We start from the raw sequence: 14,564 nt of genomic DNA, 5'->3' as shown, positions 1-14,564 counted from the left end.
GACCGTGTTGCACCACTGCACACCCAGCAACAACAAAGAGACGGTAGACGATGACACGCCAACATACTCCGATCAGCTACGTGAGCGGCATCAGCGACACCCCCCTCAAGGGCCAGACCATCGGCGACTGCTTCGATGAGACCGTCGCCCGTTTCCCGGATCGTGATGCCCTGATCAGCCTCCACCAGGACCTGCGCTACACCTGGCAGGAACTCCAGGCCGCCGTCGACCAGGCCGCCCGCGCCCTGCTCGCCCTGGGCGTCAGGAAGGGTGACCGCGTCGGCATCTGGTCGCCCAACTGCGCCGAGTGGACCGTTACCCAGTTCGCCACGGCGAAGATCGGCGCCATCCTGGTCAACATCAACCCCAGCTACCGCACCCACGAGCTGGAGTACGCCCTCAAGCAGTCTGCTGCCTCCACGCTGATCCTGCAGGGCGGGTTCAAGGGCTCCGATTACGTGGCCACCCTGGCCGAGCTGGCCCCGGAGCTGCGTGACGCCAGTCCCGGCACCTTCCAGAGCGCGAAGCTGCCAGAGCTCGAGCGGGTAATCTGCCTGGATGCCGATCGTGCCCTGACCGGCATGTTCAGCTGGCCGTCGATGCTGGCCCACGCCGACGAGGTCTCCGCCGAACACCTGGCCGAGGTACAGGCCACGCTGCAGTTCGACGACCCGATCAATATCCAGTACACCTCGGGTACCACCGGCGCGCCCAAGGGCGCGACCCTGTCCCACCACAACATCCTCAACAATGGCTTCTTCGTGGCGCGCACCATGGCGCTCACCGAGGAGGACCGCATGGTGATCCCGGTGCCGCTCTACCACTGCTTCGGCATGGTGATGGGCAACCTGGGCTGCGTGACCCACGGCGCCACCATGATCTACCCGGGCAACGGCTTCGATCCGGAGGCGACCCTGCGCGCGGTCTCCGAGGAGCGCGCCACCACCCTCTACGGCGTACCCACCATGTTCATCGCCGAACTGGAGCACCCGGAGTTCGAGCGCTTCGACCTCTCCTCCCTGCGCACCGGCATCATGGCGGGCTCCATCTGCCCCATCGAGGTGATGCGCAAGGTGATCGACCGCATGAACATGAAGGACGTCACCATCTGCTACGGCATGACCGAGACCAGCCCGGTGAGCTTCCAGACCCAGACCGACGCCCCGCTGGAGAAGCGCGTCACCACCGTGGGCACCATCCACCCCCACCTGGAGGTGAAGCTGGTGAGCCCGGAGACCGGTGCCGTGGTGGGCCGCGGCGAGACCGGCGAGCTCTGCACGCGCGGTTACAGCGTGATGCTGGGCTACTGGAACAACGACGAGGCCACCGCCAAGGCCATCGACAGCGCCGGCTGGATGCACACCGGCGATCTGGCCACCATGGACGACGAGGGCTACGTGGCCATCGTGGGGCGCATCAAGGACATGATCATCCGCGGCGGCGAGAACATCTACCCGCGCGAGATCGAGGACTTCCTCTACACCCACCCCGCCATCTCCGACGTCCAGGTGATCGGCGTGCCGGACGAGAAGTACGGCGAGGAGGTGATGGCCTGGGTGAAGCTGGCCGATGGCCAGCAGCTGACCGCCGACGAGCTCAAGGCATTCTGCAAGGGCAAGATCGCCCACTACAAGGTGCCCCGCTACGTGAAGTTCGTCGACGAGTTCCCGATGACGGTCACCGGCAAGATCCAGAAGTTCAAGATGCGCGAGGAAGCGACCCACGAACTAGGACTGGAATAAGCCTCAGCGGCGGGGGAGCGGAGCGTGACCCGATCTCCCTCGACGGCTCGTGAACACCCGCCCCGCGGCCACTGGCTGCGGGGTGGTTCGTTACGGGCCGGCGATCGGTCGCCGCCGCCAGTCACCCGGGGGGCGACAACCCACCAAAGGAGGCATTGGCGGTTGATCGGTGGAGATGGTATGACCCACTGATGCTTCAGCGACTCATGCCTCAACGACAACGACGCAAGCGAGACCGCCATGCAGGACCTGCTGCTCCCCCTGGCCATGACCGGTGCCTTCGGCGCCATCGTGGGCACCCTCTACCGACTCTCCCGACGCCCGGGCTACCGGCGCCCGCTGCTCTTCCCGCTGGTGGGCCTGATCGCCGGAACGATCGGCTTCGTGATCTACCGTGTGCTGGTGGCCACCACTGGGGCGCCGCTGTGGCTGCTGCCCCTGCTGGTGGTGCTGCAGATCTGGCTGTGGCTCGGCCCCTTCGGCCCGGCCGCCCGGGGCACCGGGCAGGATGACCCGGGGCGCTGAATCTCAGTCGCCGGCCAGGCGGAACTCGCCGATGCGAGCCACCGTACGCGCATGGGCCTCTCGCTCACGGCAGGCCGAGAGAAAGCCCTGGAGGCGAGGGCAGCCCGCAATACCACCTCCCCCGGCCAAGGCCAGCACCGGGAAGCTCATCTGGATGTCGGCGGCGCTGAACGTCTCGCCGGCAAACCAGGGCCCCTCGGCCAGTTCGCTCTCCCAGAAGTCCCGCAACCGCCGAATCTCCGGCCCCAGGTACTGCTGCTCCACCCCGCGAGCGAACAACCGCCCCAGCGGACGCGCCAGGGCGGGTACCGGCGGCTGGCCGAGCCGCGAGAACACCAGGCGCATCACCAGCGGCCCCATCCCCGAACCCTCGGCATGGTGCAGCCAGAACCGGTAGCGTTCCCAGGCATCGCCGCCCCTCGGCGGCGCCAGCCGCCCCTCGGCGTCATGATGCTCGATCAGGTAGTCGCTGATGGCCCCCGACTCGGCGATCACCCGATTGTCGCGGGCCAGGTCGCGAATCACCGGCGCCTTGCCCAGCGGGTGCACCGCCCGCAGCGAGTCCGGTGCCTGCAGGGTCACCGGATCACGCCGGTGGGTGATCAGCTTGTACTCGAGCCCCAGTTCCTCCAGCAGCCAGACCACCCGCTGGGAGCGGGAGTTCTCCAGGTGATGAACCTCTATCATGTCGTTTCCTCGCGTCGAATCATTGGCGAACCCTAACGCCGATCACCCCCGATGTCCTGCCAAGGTCGCCTTTGCGGCGCCCCGGTCGGGCACTAGACTGACCAGCAACGAGTCATCAAGACAACAATGACGACAACACAACAGAGATGGAGAACGCCATGGCCAAGGTCCTGGTGGTGGACGATGAACCCAACATCGTCCTGTCGCTGGAGTTCCTGATGCAGCAGGCCGGCTTCGAGGTGGTGACCGCCGAGGATGGCGAGAGTGCCCTTGCGCGGGTCGCAGAAGGCACCCCGGATCTGGTGCTGCTCGACATCAGCCTGCCGGGCATCAGCGGCTTCGATGTGCTCGAACGCCTGCGCGCCGACCCCGACCATGCCCGCCTGCCGATCATCATGCTCACCGCCCACGGCCGCGAGGTGGAGCGTGAGAAGGGCCTGGCGCTGGGCGCCGACGATTACATCACCAAACCCTTTTCCACCCAGGCGCTGGTCGACAAGGTCAAGGCGCTGCTCGCCGAGGTCTCCTGATGGCGCGACGTCTCCCCGGGCTGCCCCGCCGCCAGCGTCTGATCGGTCTCTGGCTGCTGCTCAGCGGCGTCAGCATCTTCGGCGGTGCCACCTTCGCCCTGTGGCTCGACACCCTCTTCCAGCCAACGGGTATGGCCCGCCTGGTGCTCTGGCTGGGCTGCTTCTCCGGGGGCGGCACCATCTTCCTGGTGGGCCTGCTGCTGGAGCGTCAGCTGTTCACCCCGCTGCGCCACCTGCAGGTGCAGCTGGCACGCCTGGTGGCCAATCCCGACGCCCGCGAGGACTATCCCCCCGAGGGCTGGCTGCGCGCACTCGGGCCTGACCTGGTGCGGGTACGCGATGCCTGGCGCACCGACCGCGGTCGCCTGGCCACTGCTCACGCCGAGGGCGCACGCAGCGCCGCCCGCATTCGCCAGGAACTCGAGACCCTGTTGCAGGTGCTCGACACCCCGCTGCTGCTCTGCGACCAGCACCGCCGGGTGCTGCTCTTCAACCAGGCGGCCGAGCGCCTCTTCGAGGACCATCATGGACTGGGGCTGGGCAAGCGTCTCGAGAGCCTGCTGCCCGCCGTCAGCCTCCAGGACGCCCTGGGGCAGTTGCCTCGGGACGGCTCCCCGCGGGAGGCTCTGGTGCCCTGTGACGAACGCTGGCTGCGCGCCGTGATGCGTCGGGTACCGGGCAGCCACGGCGAGACCCTGCTCACCCTGAGCGACACCACCGCCGCCTGGACCAGCGAGATGGGTGCCCGCGCCGACCTGCTCGACAGCCTGCCCCGCCTGCGCCGCCACAGCGCCAGCCTGACCAGTGCGGCTGATGCCCTGACCTCCCTGGGCAGCGCCTCGGGTGAGATGCGCCAGCGCCTTGAACGTGTGATCGACGAGGAGAGCCAGTCCCTGGGCCAGGACATCGAGCATCTCGCCGCCCTCGTGGAGCAGATGCAGCACGAGGGAGAGCGACTGGTGCCGCTGTGGTCCAACGACCTGTGGGAGGCCCTCAACGAGCGCCGCGCCGGACAGGTCAAGGTGGTGCCGGTCGGCATGCCCGCCTGGTTCAAGGGCGATGCCACGGCGCTGCTGGTGATGCTTGGCTCGCTGATCGAGGGGCTTCAGGAGCATCGAGCTCCGGAGGAACTCGAGGGGGAGGTCTGCCTTGGCAACAAGCGGGTCTATCTGGACCTGATCTGGCAGGGCGCGCCGCTCAACGAAGGCCAGCTCACCGAGTGGCAGCAGCAACGCCTGGACGACCTGCCGCTCTCGCCGCGGGTGGCCGACGTGCTGCGCCAGCACGCCAGCGACGCCTGGAGCCTGGCCGATGACGACGGCGTGCACGCCCGCCTGCGCCTGCCGATGCCCGCCACCGATCGGGTCGGCGCCCCGCGGCCGGCCACCCCGCCGCGCCCCGAGTTCCATGACTTCGGCATCGCCGACCTGCCGCCACCCGACGCCGCGCTGGCCGCCCGCCCGCTGCGCGCCCTGGAGGTGGTGGCCTTCGATACCGAGACCACCGGCCTCGAGCTGCGCCGAGGCGACACCGTGATCAGCATCGGCGCCTGCCGCGTGGTCAATACCCGCCTGCTGGCCAGCGAGGTGTTCGACGTGCGCGTCGACCCCGGCAAGCCGATCCCCCCGGCCAGTACCGCCATCCATGGCATCACCGACGCCGACGTCGTGGGCGCCCCGCCTCTGCCGGTGGTGCTGCCGCGCTTCCGCGATTACGTCGGCGAGGCGGTGATCCTCGCCCACAATGCCGCCTTCGACCTCCTGGCCCTGCAGCCGCCTGGCGCCGGGGTGACCCTGGACATGCCGGTGCTCGACACCCTGCTGATCTCGAGGGCCCTGGACGCCAGCCTGGACGGCCACGATCTGGACAGCCTGGCCGAGCGCTACGGTCTCAGCTTCCCGCCGGGCACGCGGCATACCGCCCTGGGCGACGCCCGGGTCACCGCCGAGCTGTGGCTGGCCCTGCTGCCGCGGCTAGAGGCCCGCGGCATCGACACCCTCGAGAAGGCGCTGGCCCTGCAGACCAGCGCCCTGGACAAGGAGGACGCCTGCGCCTCATGAACTCACCCCCCAGGACCCTTCGGGTGCCGGCATGAACACTCCACGTCTCGGCGAGCGACTGGTGGCCCTGGTACTACTGGCCACCCTGCTGTTCACCCCGCCGTTGGTGCTGGTCTTCGACCGCCCGGCCGGCGGCCCCTCCTGGCTGCCGCTCTACCTGTTCCTCGCGTGGGGGGTGGTGATCGCCCTGGCCGCCTGGCTCCTCGAGCAGCGCTCGGGGGAGTGACCATGGAGACGGCGAAGCGATGAGAACCGATGCAGTCGTCCTGAGCGTCGCCTTCGGCTACCTGGCGCTGCTCTTCGTGATTGCGGCCTGGGGCGATCGTCGCGCCGAACAGGGGCGGTCGCTGATTGGCTCCCCCACCGTCTATGCCCTCTCCATCGCCGTCTACTGCACCGCCTGGACCTTCTATGGCAGCGTGGGACGCGCCGCCGAGCATGGTCCCAGCTTCCTGCTGATCTACCTGGGGCCGACCCTGGCCATGCTGCTGTCGCCCTTCCTGATCCGCAAGATGGTGCGCATCGCCAGCGCCCAGCGCATCACCTCCATCGCCGACTTCATCAGCGCTCGCTACGGCAAGAGCTCGAGCCTCGGCGCCCTGGTGGCGCTGATCGCCCTGGTCGGCATCACCCCCTACATCACCCTCCAGCTCAAGGCGATCACGGTGAGCCACGCGGTGCTCGTCAACTATCCCCAGGCCCCGGAGCTTAGCCTGGTCGAGGAGGCCTTCTGGGTCGACAAGTCGTTCTGGGTGGCGCTGGTGCTGGCGGTGTTCATCATCCTCTTCGGCACCCGCCATCTGGATGCCAGCGAGCGCCACGAGGGCATGGTGGCGGCCATCGCCTTCGAATCGCTGGTCAAGCTGGTGGCCTTCCTCTCGGTGGGCATCTTCGTGGTGTTCGTGCTGTTCCACGGTCCCGGGGATCTCTTCGCCCAGGTGGCAGCCAGCCCCGAGCTGGTGGGCGCCATGGGCCTGGACGCCGTGCCGGGTGGCGCCAGCGGCTGGATCGGCATGCTGGTGCTGGCCTTCCTGGCCTTCATCACCCTGCCCCGCCAGTTCCAGGTGCTAGTGGTCGAGAACGTCGATGAGCGCCACCTCAAGCGGGCCAGCTGGCTCTTTCCGCTCTACCTGCTGGCCATCAACCTGTTCGTGATCCCCATTGCCCTGGCCGGCATGCTGCTCTCCGCCGGAGATCCGGACAGTTTCGTGCTGACTCTGCCGCTGTCGGCGGGGCTGGAGGCACTTCCGCTGCTGGTCTTCATCGGCGGGCTCTCGGCGGCCACCAGCATGGTGATCGTCGAGACCATCGCGCTCTCGACCATGGTCAGCAACCAGCTGATCATGCCGCTGCTGCTGCGCTCCCGGCGCCTGCACCTGGGCAGCCGCGGCGAGCTGGCCGGCTGGCTGCTGGGCATTCGCCGTGTGGCCATCGTGCTGATCCTGCTGCTGGGCTACCTCTACCACGCCCTGATCGGCGACTCCTACAGCCTGGTGACCATCGGCCTGGTCTCCTTCGCCGCCGCAAGCCAGTTCGCCCCGGCGATGCTGATCGGCATGTACTGGCGCGGCGCCACCCGCCGTGGCGCCGCCCTGGGTATGATCGCCGGCACCCTGATCTGGGCCTGGACCCTGCTGATCCCGGGCTTCGCGCAGTCCGGCTGGGTAGACGATACCTTCCTGACACTCGGCCCCTTTGGCCTGGAGTGGCTGAAGCCCTATGCCCTGTTCGGCCTGGAAGACTGGGACATCTACTCCCACTCACTGCTGTGGAGCCTGACCGCCAACGTCGGCCTGCTGGTGGGCATCTCGCTGTTCACCCGCCAGTCTCCTCTGGAACAGACCCAGGCGGCGCTGTTCACCGAGGCCATGCACCCCGGCCTGATGGAGACCTCGCTGTGGCACGGCCAGACCACCCGGGGTGAGCTGCGCAACCTGCTCGACCGCTATCTGGGCGCGGGCGCCAGCGCCCGGGTCTTCACCGGGTATCCGGGAGAGGAGCCCACCAACGACCAGCCGGCCCCGCCGGAGCTGATCGCCCGGGCCGAGCAGGCCCTTTCCGGGGCGCTCGGCAATGCCTCTGCACGGGTGCTGATCAACTCCGTGGTGCGCGGCGAGGCGCTGGACCTGGAGTCGATCCTCAGCATCCTCGACACCACCTCGGAGACTCTGGAGGTCAACCGCCGCCTGGAGCAGAAGTCCGAGGAGCTGGCCCGGGCCAGCGAGGATCTTCGCGCCGCCAACGAGCGCCTGCGCGAGCTCGACCGCCTCAAGGACGAGTTCGTGGCCATGGTCAGCCACGAACTGCGCACCCCGCTCACCTCGATCCGCGCCTTCGCTGAGATCCTGCGCGACAGTGGCGATCTGCCCGAGGAGAAACGGGTGCACTTCCTCAACGTGGTGGTCAAGGAAAGCCAGCGACTGTCACGGCTGATCGAGGAGATCCTCGACCTGGCACGCCTGGAGAGCGGACGACTCACCCTCAACCCCCAGCGCCTGGACCTGGTGGAGCTGACCCGCCACAGCGTCGATGCCGTGCACCACATGCAGGAGAATCGTGGCGTGGCACTGGAGGTGCAGATCGAGGTCGAGCAGGCCCCGGTGGTGGGCGACCCGGATCGCCTGGAGCAGGTGATCATCAATCTGCTCGACAACGCCGGCAAGTTCGCCGACGAGGCCAACCCGAAGGTGCTGCTGCGTCTGGGGCGCTACAAGAACCATTACCGCCTGTCGGTGGAGGACAACGGCCCCGGCATCGTCGAGGAAGAGCGCGAGCGGGTGTTCGAGAAGTTTCACCAGATCCAGCGCCCCGGCGAATCCCCGGAAAAGAGTCGCGGACGCCCTCGGGGCAGCGGCCTGGGGCTGCCCATCAGCCGCGGGATCGTCGCCCATCTGGGCGGCCGGCTATGGGTGGAGGACGCCCCCATCCTGGGCGGAGCCTGCCTGACCATGGAACTGCCCAATGCGCCGACGCAGGGCGATGAGGGCTGACGCTTCGCCAGGTGACGGTGATCGAGCCTGACCCTGCCTACCCTCGCTTCGCCCGCCGCTTGAGCCGTCGGATCTGCAGCAGGTCATGGCGCAGCAGCAGGCGCTGATCCTCGCCGAGGCGCGAGACATCCACCCAGCCATCGGCGCCACGCCCCGTCCTGAGCCCGCGGCACTGTTCCTCCAGCTGCAATCCCTGGAGCCGCTCCAGGGCGGCGGTCAGGGCGCGGCAGCGCTCGGCGGGCAGCACCTCCTTCACCACCAGGGCCGCTAGCCGCTCCCGGGTGTCGATCTCGCGCACACCATGGCGCAGCGAGAGCAGCCGGGCAGCGGCCACCAGCGGCAGCAGTCCCTGTCGCTTGAGGTCGATCGCGTTCTCGTGGGGCGCTCCCTCCAGCGAGCCCGACAGCCTCCCGAAGCGGTCCAGGGCCATCGGCAGATCGTCGAGCAGCACCCCCATCTCATCCAGGAACAGCCCGGCCCGGGGCATCAGGCGGGCCACGCGGTCGGCCAGGGCCTCGGCCAGGACCCCTTCACCATGGACCGGCCGGAAATCGAGGAGGATATTGGCCTGCTGCACACGCTTGGTGCGGCGCTCGGCGGTCCAGAGGATCAGCTGTTCGCCCCACTCGGAGAGACGCTTTCGCCACATGGGCCAGCGCGCCATCACGTGGCCGCTGCACAGCGGAATGCCGGCCTGGTCCAGCCGGTCGGTGAAGCGCTCGCCCAGCGCCTGGAAGTAGCCATCGATCTCGGTGTGCCGGCTGTCCGGGTAGTCGGCGATGATCATGCCATTGTCCTGATCGGGCGCCAGCAGGCTCTCCTGGCGGGCCCCCGACCCCATGATCAACACGCAGAAGGCGACCGGGGGGGACCCCCAGCCCTGCCCCAGCATCTCGCTCTGCGCCAGTTGGATGGCGCGACGATAGAGCCAGTCGTTGTGGTCACTGATCAGCTGGCTGATGCGCCAGGCAGGGAGATCGAGACGCATGAGCGCCTCCACCAGGCGAGGCTGCCAGGCGTGGGCGTCGGGCAGGGTCGGCGCCGGCCCCAACTCGGCCAGGGCGTCACGCAATGGGGCCAGGAGTGGCGGCAACCGCCCGGGGTCGGGAAGCTCGCCGTCGGCGAACAGCAAACGCCACGAGGAGGCGCGGTGAAGCAGGCGCATGGCAGCTCCGAGCAACAGACACCGACCCAGTGTAGCCGCGCGCCCACCCGGAAACACTTGGGCGAAAGGGGCATGGCAACCGCCCTGGTGACACAGGTTACGCGCTCCGCTCAGCGGGGTCGGAACATCTCCTCGCCCACCTCGTCGATGAAGCGCTGCGCCTTGCTGACCATCAGTTGGTCGCAGGCCTCGCGGCCGGGCACCATGTCGGAGCGCTCGAAGCGGTGCTCCTGCACCTCGCCGTCCGTACCGGGCTTGCGAATCCAGCCGCTGACCCGATACTGGCCGCCCTGATCGGCGGGCTCGGAGATGATCTGATAGCCCTGGTAGGTTACCGACTCGGCGGCCGGCGCGCTGGCAGGCGCCTTCTCGCCACCGCCGAACAGCCCGGACAGCAGTTTCTTCAGCATCGTGATTCTCCTTTGGCCTCTCTTCATTACCCAAGAACAGCGACGCCGGCATCAGCCGGCGTCGCATGCGGGTCACGCAGGCGGGTCTCAGTCCTGCTTGCGGCCCTTGCCGGCCGCAATGCGCAGGCGCAGGGCGTTGAGCTTGATGAAGCCCTCGGCATCCTTCTGATCGTAGGCGCCGGCGTCATCCTCGAAGGTGGCGATGGACTCGTCGAACAGCGACTGCTCGGACTTGCGGCCCACCACGATGGCGTTGCCCTTGTAGAGCTTCATGCGCACCACGCCGGAGACGTTCTTCTGGGTCTCGTCGATGGCGGCCTGCAGCATGCGGCGCTCCGGGCTCCACCAGTAGCCGTTGTAGATCACCTTGGCGTACTTCGGCATCAGCTCATCCTTGAGATGCGCCTCCTCGCGATCCAGGGTGATGGACTCGATGGCGCGATGGGCCTTGAGCATGATGGTGCCGCCGGGGGTCTCGTAGCAGCCGCGGGACTTCATGCCCACGTAGCGGTTCTCGACGATATCCAGGCGCCCGATGCCGTTGTCGCCGCCCAGCTTGTTGAGGGTCTCGAGCACCTCGTGGGGGCGCATCGGGGTGCCGTCGATGGCCACGATGTCGCCTTTCTCGTAGGTCAGCTCCACGTAGGTGGGCGTGTCCGGGGCGGTTTCCGGGGAGACGCTCCAGCGCCACATGTCCTCCTCGGCCTCGACCCAGGGATCCTCGAGGATGCCGCCCTCGTAGGAGATGTGCAGCAGGTTGGCATCCATGGAATAGGGCGACTTCTTCTTCTTGGAGGAGAAGTCCACCGGGATGCTGTGCTCATCGCAGTAGGCCATCAGCTTCTCGCGGGAGGTCAGGTCCCACTCGCGCCAGGGCGCGATCACCTTGACGCCGGGCTTGAGGGCATAGGCGCCCATCTCGAAGCGCACCTGGTCGTTGCCCTTGCCGGTGGCGCCGTGGGAGATGGCATCGGCGCCGGTCTGGTTGGCGATCTCGATCAGGCGCCGGGCGATCAGCGGGCGCGCGATGGAGGTGCCGAGCAGGTACTCACCCTCGTAGATGGTGTTGGCACGGAACATCGGGTAGACGTAGTCGCGCACGAACTCCTCGCGCAGGTCCTCGATGTGGATCTCCTTGACGCCGAGTGCCTGTGCCTTGGCGCGCGCCGGCTCGACTTCCTCGCCCTGGCCGATGTCGGCGGTGAAGGTCACCACCTCGCAGTTGTAGGTCTCCTGCAACCACTTGACGATAACGGAGGTGTCCAGGCCACCGGAGTAGGCGAGCACGACCTTCTTGACATCGGACATTCGGGGCTCCTCGTTGAAAGCTAGGGGGTTGGCATCAGAGGATGCAGTATAGCGCGCCATCGGCACGGCGAATACCGGCCCCGGGACGCCCGGAGGTCAACCTGCTAGACTTGCGCGGATTCGCCCCGGGGCCTTCGGGACGGGGAGACCGAGACCGAAAGACGCAAGGAGAGGGTGAATGAGCGAGGCGATCGCCCGCGACCTGCTGGCACAGCGATTCCGCAGCTTCCTGCCGGTCGTGGTAGACGTGGAAACCGGCGGCTTCAACGCCGAACGCAACGCGATCCTGGAGATTGCCGCGGTGACCCTGACCATGGATGCCCAGGGCAACCTGCTGCCCGAATCCACCTATGCCTTTCATGTGAAACCCTTCGAGGGGGCCGAGGTCGAGCAGTCGGCGCTCGACTTCACCGGCATCAGGCTCGACGACCCGCTGCGCCAGCAGGTCGCGCTCTCCGAGGCCCAGGCGCTCGGCGAGATCTTCCGGCCGGTGCGCAAGGCCATCAAGGCCCATGGCTGCACCCGCGCCGTGCTGGTCGGCCACAACGCCGCCTTCGATCACGGTTTTCTGAACGCCGCCGTCAGCCGCTGCGGCATCAAGCGCAATCCTTTCCACCCCTTCTCCAGCTTCGACACCGCATCGCTGGCGGGCCTGATGTACGGCCAGACCGTGCTGGCCAGGGCCTGCGGCGCCGCCGGCATCCCCTTCGACAACGGAGAAGCCCACTCGGCCCGCTACGATACCGAACGCACCGCCGAGCTGTTCTGCGCCATGGTCAACCGTTACAAGGATCTGGGCGGCTGGTCCCAGGCCCAGCGTGAGCAGGGGATGGACGAACTGCCCTAGGCCAATCCTGCCGGAAGACGACAAACGCAGAAACGCCCACCCGGGGATCGGATGGGCGTTTCTGCCGGCCGCTTGTCTACTCGCTGCTTGACCCCGGTGACTCGCCGCCCGGGACGAAGCCGGGTCAACCCTGGGGCTGATCCTCCTGATGCTTGGCGGCCGTTTCCTTGATCAGCTTCTCGAGCTCACCGCTCTGGTGCATCTCCACCACGATATCGCAACCGCCGACCAGCTCACCCTCTACCCACAGCTGGGGAAAGGTGGGCCAGTTGGCGAACTTGGGCAGCTCGGTGCGAATGTCCGGGTTGTCCAGGATATTGACGAAGGCGAAGCGCTCGCCGCAGGCCATCAGCGCCTGGACGGTCTGAGCGGAGAAGCCACACTGGGGCAACTGCGGCGTGCCCTTCATGTAGATCAGGATGGGGTTATCGCCGATCTGGCGCTGGATGTTCTCGAGGGTGGTGCTCATGGCGTCTCCCTGTTCTCGTCGCGAATGCCGGTGCGGGCCAATACCCGAGCCCGACGCTAGGTCTTGATCTCCCATTCTACTGATACCGAGCGCGTTGCGCATCCCCCGGCGCCTGGCTAGGATGGACGTTTTTTCCCGTGGAGCACGCCCAATGGCCACCCGCCACTTCCTGACCCTGCTGGACCTGAGCCAGGACGAGCTGCGCTATCTCATCCAGCGCGCCATCACCATCAAGAACGAGCTGAAGGCCGAGGGCCCGGTCTATGCACCATTGCGCAACCGCACCCTGGCGATGATCTTCGAGAAGTCCTCGACCCGCACCCGAGTCTCCTTCGAGACCGCCATGGCGCACTTCGGGGGCCATGCGCTGTTCCTGTCGCCCCGCGACACCCAGCTCGGCCGCGGCGAACCCATCGGCGACACCGCCCGGGTGCTCTCGGAAATGGTCGACGCGGTAATGATCCGCACCTTCTCCCATCCCGGGCTGGAGACATATGCCGCCTCGAGTTCGGTGCCGGTGATCAACGCGCTGACAGACGACTACCACCCCTGCCAGCTGCTGGCCGACGTGATGACCTGGACCGAGCTGCGCGGCAGCGTCGCCGGGCGCACCGCGGTGTGGATCGGCGACGGCAACAACATGTGCCACTCCTGGATCAATGCCGCCCGCCAGTTCGACTTCCAGCTACGCATCTGCTGCCCGGAGGGCTACGAACCCCGCCAGGATATCCTCGCCGCGGCCGGTGACCGGGTGACGATCCTGCGCGACCCCGCCGAGGCGGTAGTCGACGCCGACCTGATCACCACCGATGTGTGGGCCTCCATGGGCCAGGAGGAGGAGCAGGCCAGGCGCGAGGCCGACTTCGCCGGCTTCCAGGTGACCGAGGCGCTGCTCGACCGGGCCAAGCCCGACGCGCTCTTCCTGCACTGCCTGCCCGCCCACCGCGGCGAGGAGATCAGCGAGACCCTGCTCGACGACCCTCGGGCCGTGGTCTGGCAGGAAGCGGGCAACCGCTTGCACGCCCAGAAGGCGCTGATCGAATTCCTGCTGCTCGGACGAGTCGAGGGCTGATCACGACGAGTCCCTGTGGCGCTCCACTCCAGGGACTCTGCCCGGCATTTCATGTAAGACCTTTGTATAACTCAGACCTTGGTAGTATACTGCGCCGCAGCACATCCTCAGCGTGAAAGGAAATGCGGCACATGATGATCGACGCTTCCCCTCTCGCCGGCATGCAGCGCAGCCTGCGGCAATGCCTCTCCAACATGGCAGCCCTGCTTTATCACCATGGTTATGTGCTGGAGACCATCTCCATCCCCCATCGGGGCCTCGAACGCCATGACGTGGCGAACCTCTCGAGCGCCTCCAGCGAATGGCAGACCTGCGAAAGGGTCCTGATCAACAGCGAGGCGGCCTCGTGGAACGAACACAACCGACTGGTACTCACCTCGCTTGGCCGTGAACTGCTGTTCGACATGTTCGGTGAAGGCGCCGCCGACTGCGCCTGAACGCGACACGGCTCTGATGCCCTCAAGGCATGGGCGCGACAGGAAAATGACGCGACCGGAGAGATCACAGCCCCGCCCGGCATCACCGCGACGGGGCTTTTGCTGCGCGAACCCCGAAGGCCATGGCCGACCCTGACTCGCCCCAGGTCCACTCAGGACATGTTGCCATCAGCGACATGATCGCCATAAGAACATCGCCATAAGAACATCGCCACAAGAAAAAGGCACCTGGCGCGGTGCGCCGGGTGCCTTGTTCGTCGTATCTTGTTGGTGGAGCCTAGCGGGATCGAACCGCTGACCTCAACACTGCCAGTGTTGCGCT

General features: G+C 67.3%; 14 protein-coding genes. 9 read left to right on the top strand and 5 right to left on the bottom strand.

The window, feature by feature from the left end; translation table 11 throughout:
• Positions 1–50 precede the first annotated feature (50 nt).
• Positions 51–1,742, top strand: coding sequence for an AMP-binding protein (locus IBX53_RS03670; RefSeq protein ID WP_290905505.1), 1,692 nt, complete (start codon positions 51–53; stop codon positions 1,740–1,742).
• 240 nt (positions 1,743–1,982) lie between these two features.
• A complete protein-coding gene (locus IBX53_RS03665; RefSeq protein ID WP_290905503.1) occupies positions 1,983–2,267 on the top strand; it encodes a hypothetical protein in 285 nt (94 codons plus the stop codon).
• Positions 2,268–2,270: 3 nt separating this feature from the next.
• Here IBX53_RS03665 and IBX53_RS03660 read toward each other — a convergent pair whose 3' ends face one another.
• Positions 2,271–2,954 carry a glutathione S-transferase gene (locus tag IBX53_RS03660; RefSeq protein WP_290905501.1) on the bottom strand — a complete coding sequence of 228 codons (684 nt, stop codon included), beginning with the start codon at positions 2,952–2,954 and terminating at the stop codon, positions 2,271–2,273.
• A gap of 158 nt (positions 2,955–3,112) precedes the next feature.
• Between IBX53_RS03660 and IBX53_RS03655 the strand changes: the two genes are divergently transcribed.
• Genes IBX53_RS03655 through IBX53_RS03640 form a run of 4 tightly spaced genes read left to right on the top strand, consistent with a single transcriptional unit; the run spans position 3,113 to position 8,534 of the window.
• Complete coding sequence (locus IBX53_RS03655; protein ID WP_290905499.1) at positions 3,113–3,484, top strand: response regulator; 372 nt, start codon at positions 3,113–3,115, stop codon at positions 3,482–3,484.
• Entirely contained in the window at positions 3,484–5,544 is a 2,061-nt protein-coding gene (locus tag IBX53_RS03650; protein WP_290905497.1) for a 3'-5' exonuclease, read from the top strand. Before IBX53_RS03655 ends, IBX53_RS03650 begins: the two co-directional genes overlap by 1 nt.
• Before the next feature lie 31 nt (positions 5,545–5,575).
• Positions 5,576–5,770 (top strand): hypothetical protein, encoded by a 195-nt coding sequence (locus IBX53_RS03645; RefSeq protein ID WP_290905495.1) that lies wholly within the window; start codon positions 5,576–5,578, stop codon positions 5,768–5,770.
• Positions 5,771–5,789: 19 nt separating this feature from the next.
• Positions 5,790–8,534, top strand: coding sequence for a sensor histidine kinase (locus IBX53_RS03640; protein WP_290905493.1), 2,745 nt, complete (start codon positions 5,790–5,792; stop codon positions 8,532–8,534).
• 37 nt (positions 8,535–8,571) lie between these two features.
• Here IBX53_RS03640 and IBX53_RS03635 read toward each other — a convergent pair whose 3' ends face one another.
• The 3 genes from IBX53_RS03635 to IBX53_RS03625 all read right to left on the bottom strand — a co-directional run bounded on the left by IBX53_RS03635 (position 8,572) and on the right by IBX53_RS03625 (position 11,417).
• Positions 8,572–9,699 (bottom strand): DUF294 nucleotidyltransferase-like domain-containing protein, encoded by a 1,128-nt coding sequence (locus tag IBX53_RS03635; RefSeq protein ID WP_290905490.1) that lies wholly within the window; start codon positions 9,697–9,699, stop codon positions 8,572–8,574.
• Between the two features lie 110 nt (positions 9,700–9,809).
• Positions 9,810–10,109: an HlyU family transcriptional regulator gene (locus IBX53_RS03630; protein WP_290905487.1), complete on the bottom strand. Its 300-nt coding sequence runs from the start codon at positions 10,107–10,109 to the stop codon at positions 9,810–9,812.
• 87 nt (positions 10,110–10,196) lie between these two features.
• Entirely contained in the window at positions 10,197–11,417 is a 1,221-nt protein-coding gene (locus IBX53_RS03625; RefSeq protein ID WP_290905485.1) for an argininosuccinate synthase, read from the bottom strand.
• Between the two features lie 178 nt (positions 11,418–11,595).
• Between IBX53_RS03625 and rnt the strand changes: the two genes are divergently transcribed.
• Positions 11,596–12,264, top strand: a complete 669-nt coding sequence (rnt, locus tag IBX53_RS03620) for a ribonuclease T (RefSeq protein WP_290905482.1) — start codon at positions 11,596–11,598, stop codon at positions 12,262–12,264.
• 124 nt (positions 12,265–12,388) lie between these two features.
• Here rnt and IBX53_RS03615 read toward each other — a convergent pair whose 3' ends face one another.
• Entirely contained in the window at positions 12,389–12,733 is a 345-nt protein-coding gene (locus IBX53_RS03615) for a Grx4 family monothiol glutaredoxin (RefSeq protein ID WP_290905479.1), read from the bottom strand.
• A 151-nt stretch (positions 12,734–12,884) separates the two neighbouring features.
• Between IBX53_RS03615 and argF the strand changes: the two genes are divergently transcribed.
• Both argF and IBX53_RS03605 read left to right on the top strand, forming a co-directional pair.
• Positions 12,885–13,805, top strand: coding sequence for an ornithine carbamoyltransferase (argF, locus tag IBX53_RS03610; protein ID WP_290905476.1), 921 nt, complete (start codon positions 12,885–12,887; stop codon positions 13,803–13,805).
• Positions 13,806–13,936: 131 nt separating this feature from the next.
• A complete protein-coding gene (locus tag IBX53_RS03605) occupies positions 13,937–14,242 on the top strand; it encodes a hypothetical protein (protein ID WP_290905473.1) in 306 nt (101 codons plus the stop codon).
• Positions 14,243–14,564 lie beyond the last annotated feature (322 nt).

Source organism: Halomonas sp. (assembly GCF_014859505.1).
Lineage (GTDB): Bacteria > Pseudomonadota > Gammaproteobacteria > Pseudomonadales > Halomonadaceae > Halomonas.
Note: the sequence above shows the minus strand (reverse complement) of the source record. Positions and strands in the feature narration are given on the sequence as shown.

Coding starts and splice junctions, on each gene's coding strand:
- IBX53_RS03645 (WP_290905495.1), top strand. CDS start 5,576: ATGAACACTCCACGTCTCGGCGAGCGACTGGTGGCCCTGGTACTACTG.
- rnt (WP_290905482.1), top strand. CDS start 11,596: ATGAGCGAGGCGATCGCCCGCGACCTGCTGGCACAGCGATTCCGCAGC.
- argF (WP_290905476.1), top strand. CDS start 12,885: ATGGCCACCCGCCACTTCCTGACCCTGCTGGACCTGAGCCAGGACGAG.
- IBX53_RS03660 (WP_290905501.1), bottom strand. CDS start 2,954: ATGATAGAGGTTCATCACCTGGAGAACTCCCGCTCCCAGCGGGTGGTC.
- IBX53_RS03655 (WP_290905499.1), top strand. CDS start 3,113: ATGGCCAAGGTCCTGGTGGTGGACGATGAACCCAACATCGTCCTGTCG.
- IBX53_RS03635 (WP_290905490.1), bottom strand. CDS start 9,699: ATGCGCCTGCTTCACCGCGCCTCCTCGTGGCGTTTGCTGTTCGCCGAC.
- IBX53_RS03640 (WP_290905493.1), top strand. CDS start 5,790: ATGAGAACCGATGCAGTCGTCCTGAGCGTCGCCTTCGGCTACCTGGCG.
- IBX53_RS03605 (WP_290905473.1), top strand. CDS start 13,937: ATGATGATCGACGCTTCCCCTCTCGCCGGCATGCAGCGCAGCCTGCGG.
- IBX53_RS03665 (WP_290905503.1), top strand. CDS start 1,983: ATGCAGGACCTGCTGCTCCCCCTGGCCATGACCGGTGCCTTCGGCGCC.
- IBX53_RS03650 (WP_290905497.1), top strand. CDS start 3,484: ATGGCGCGACGTCTCCCCGGGCTGCCCCGCCGCCAGCGTCTGATCGGT.
- IBX53_RS03625 (WP_290905485.1), bottom strand. CDS start 11,417: ATGTCCGATGTCAAGAAGGTCGTGCTCGCCTACTCCGGTGGCCTGGAC.
- IBX53_RS03615 (WP_290905479.1), bottom strand. CDS start 12,733: ATGAGCACCACCCTCGAGAACATCCAGCGCCAGATCGGCGATAACCCC.
- IBX53_RS03630 (WP_290905487.1), bottom strand. CDS start 10,109: ATGCTGAAGAAACTGCTGTCCGGGCTGTTCGGCGGTGGCGAGAAGGCG.
- IBX53_RS03670 (WP_290905505.1), top strand. CDS start 51: ATGACACGCCAACATACTCCGATCAGCTACGTGAGCGGCATCAGCGAC.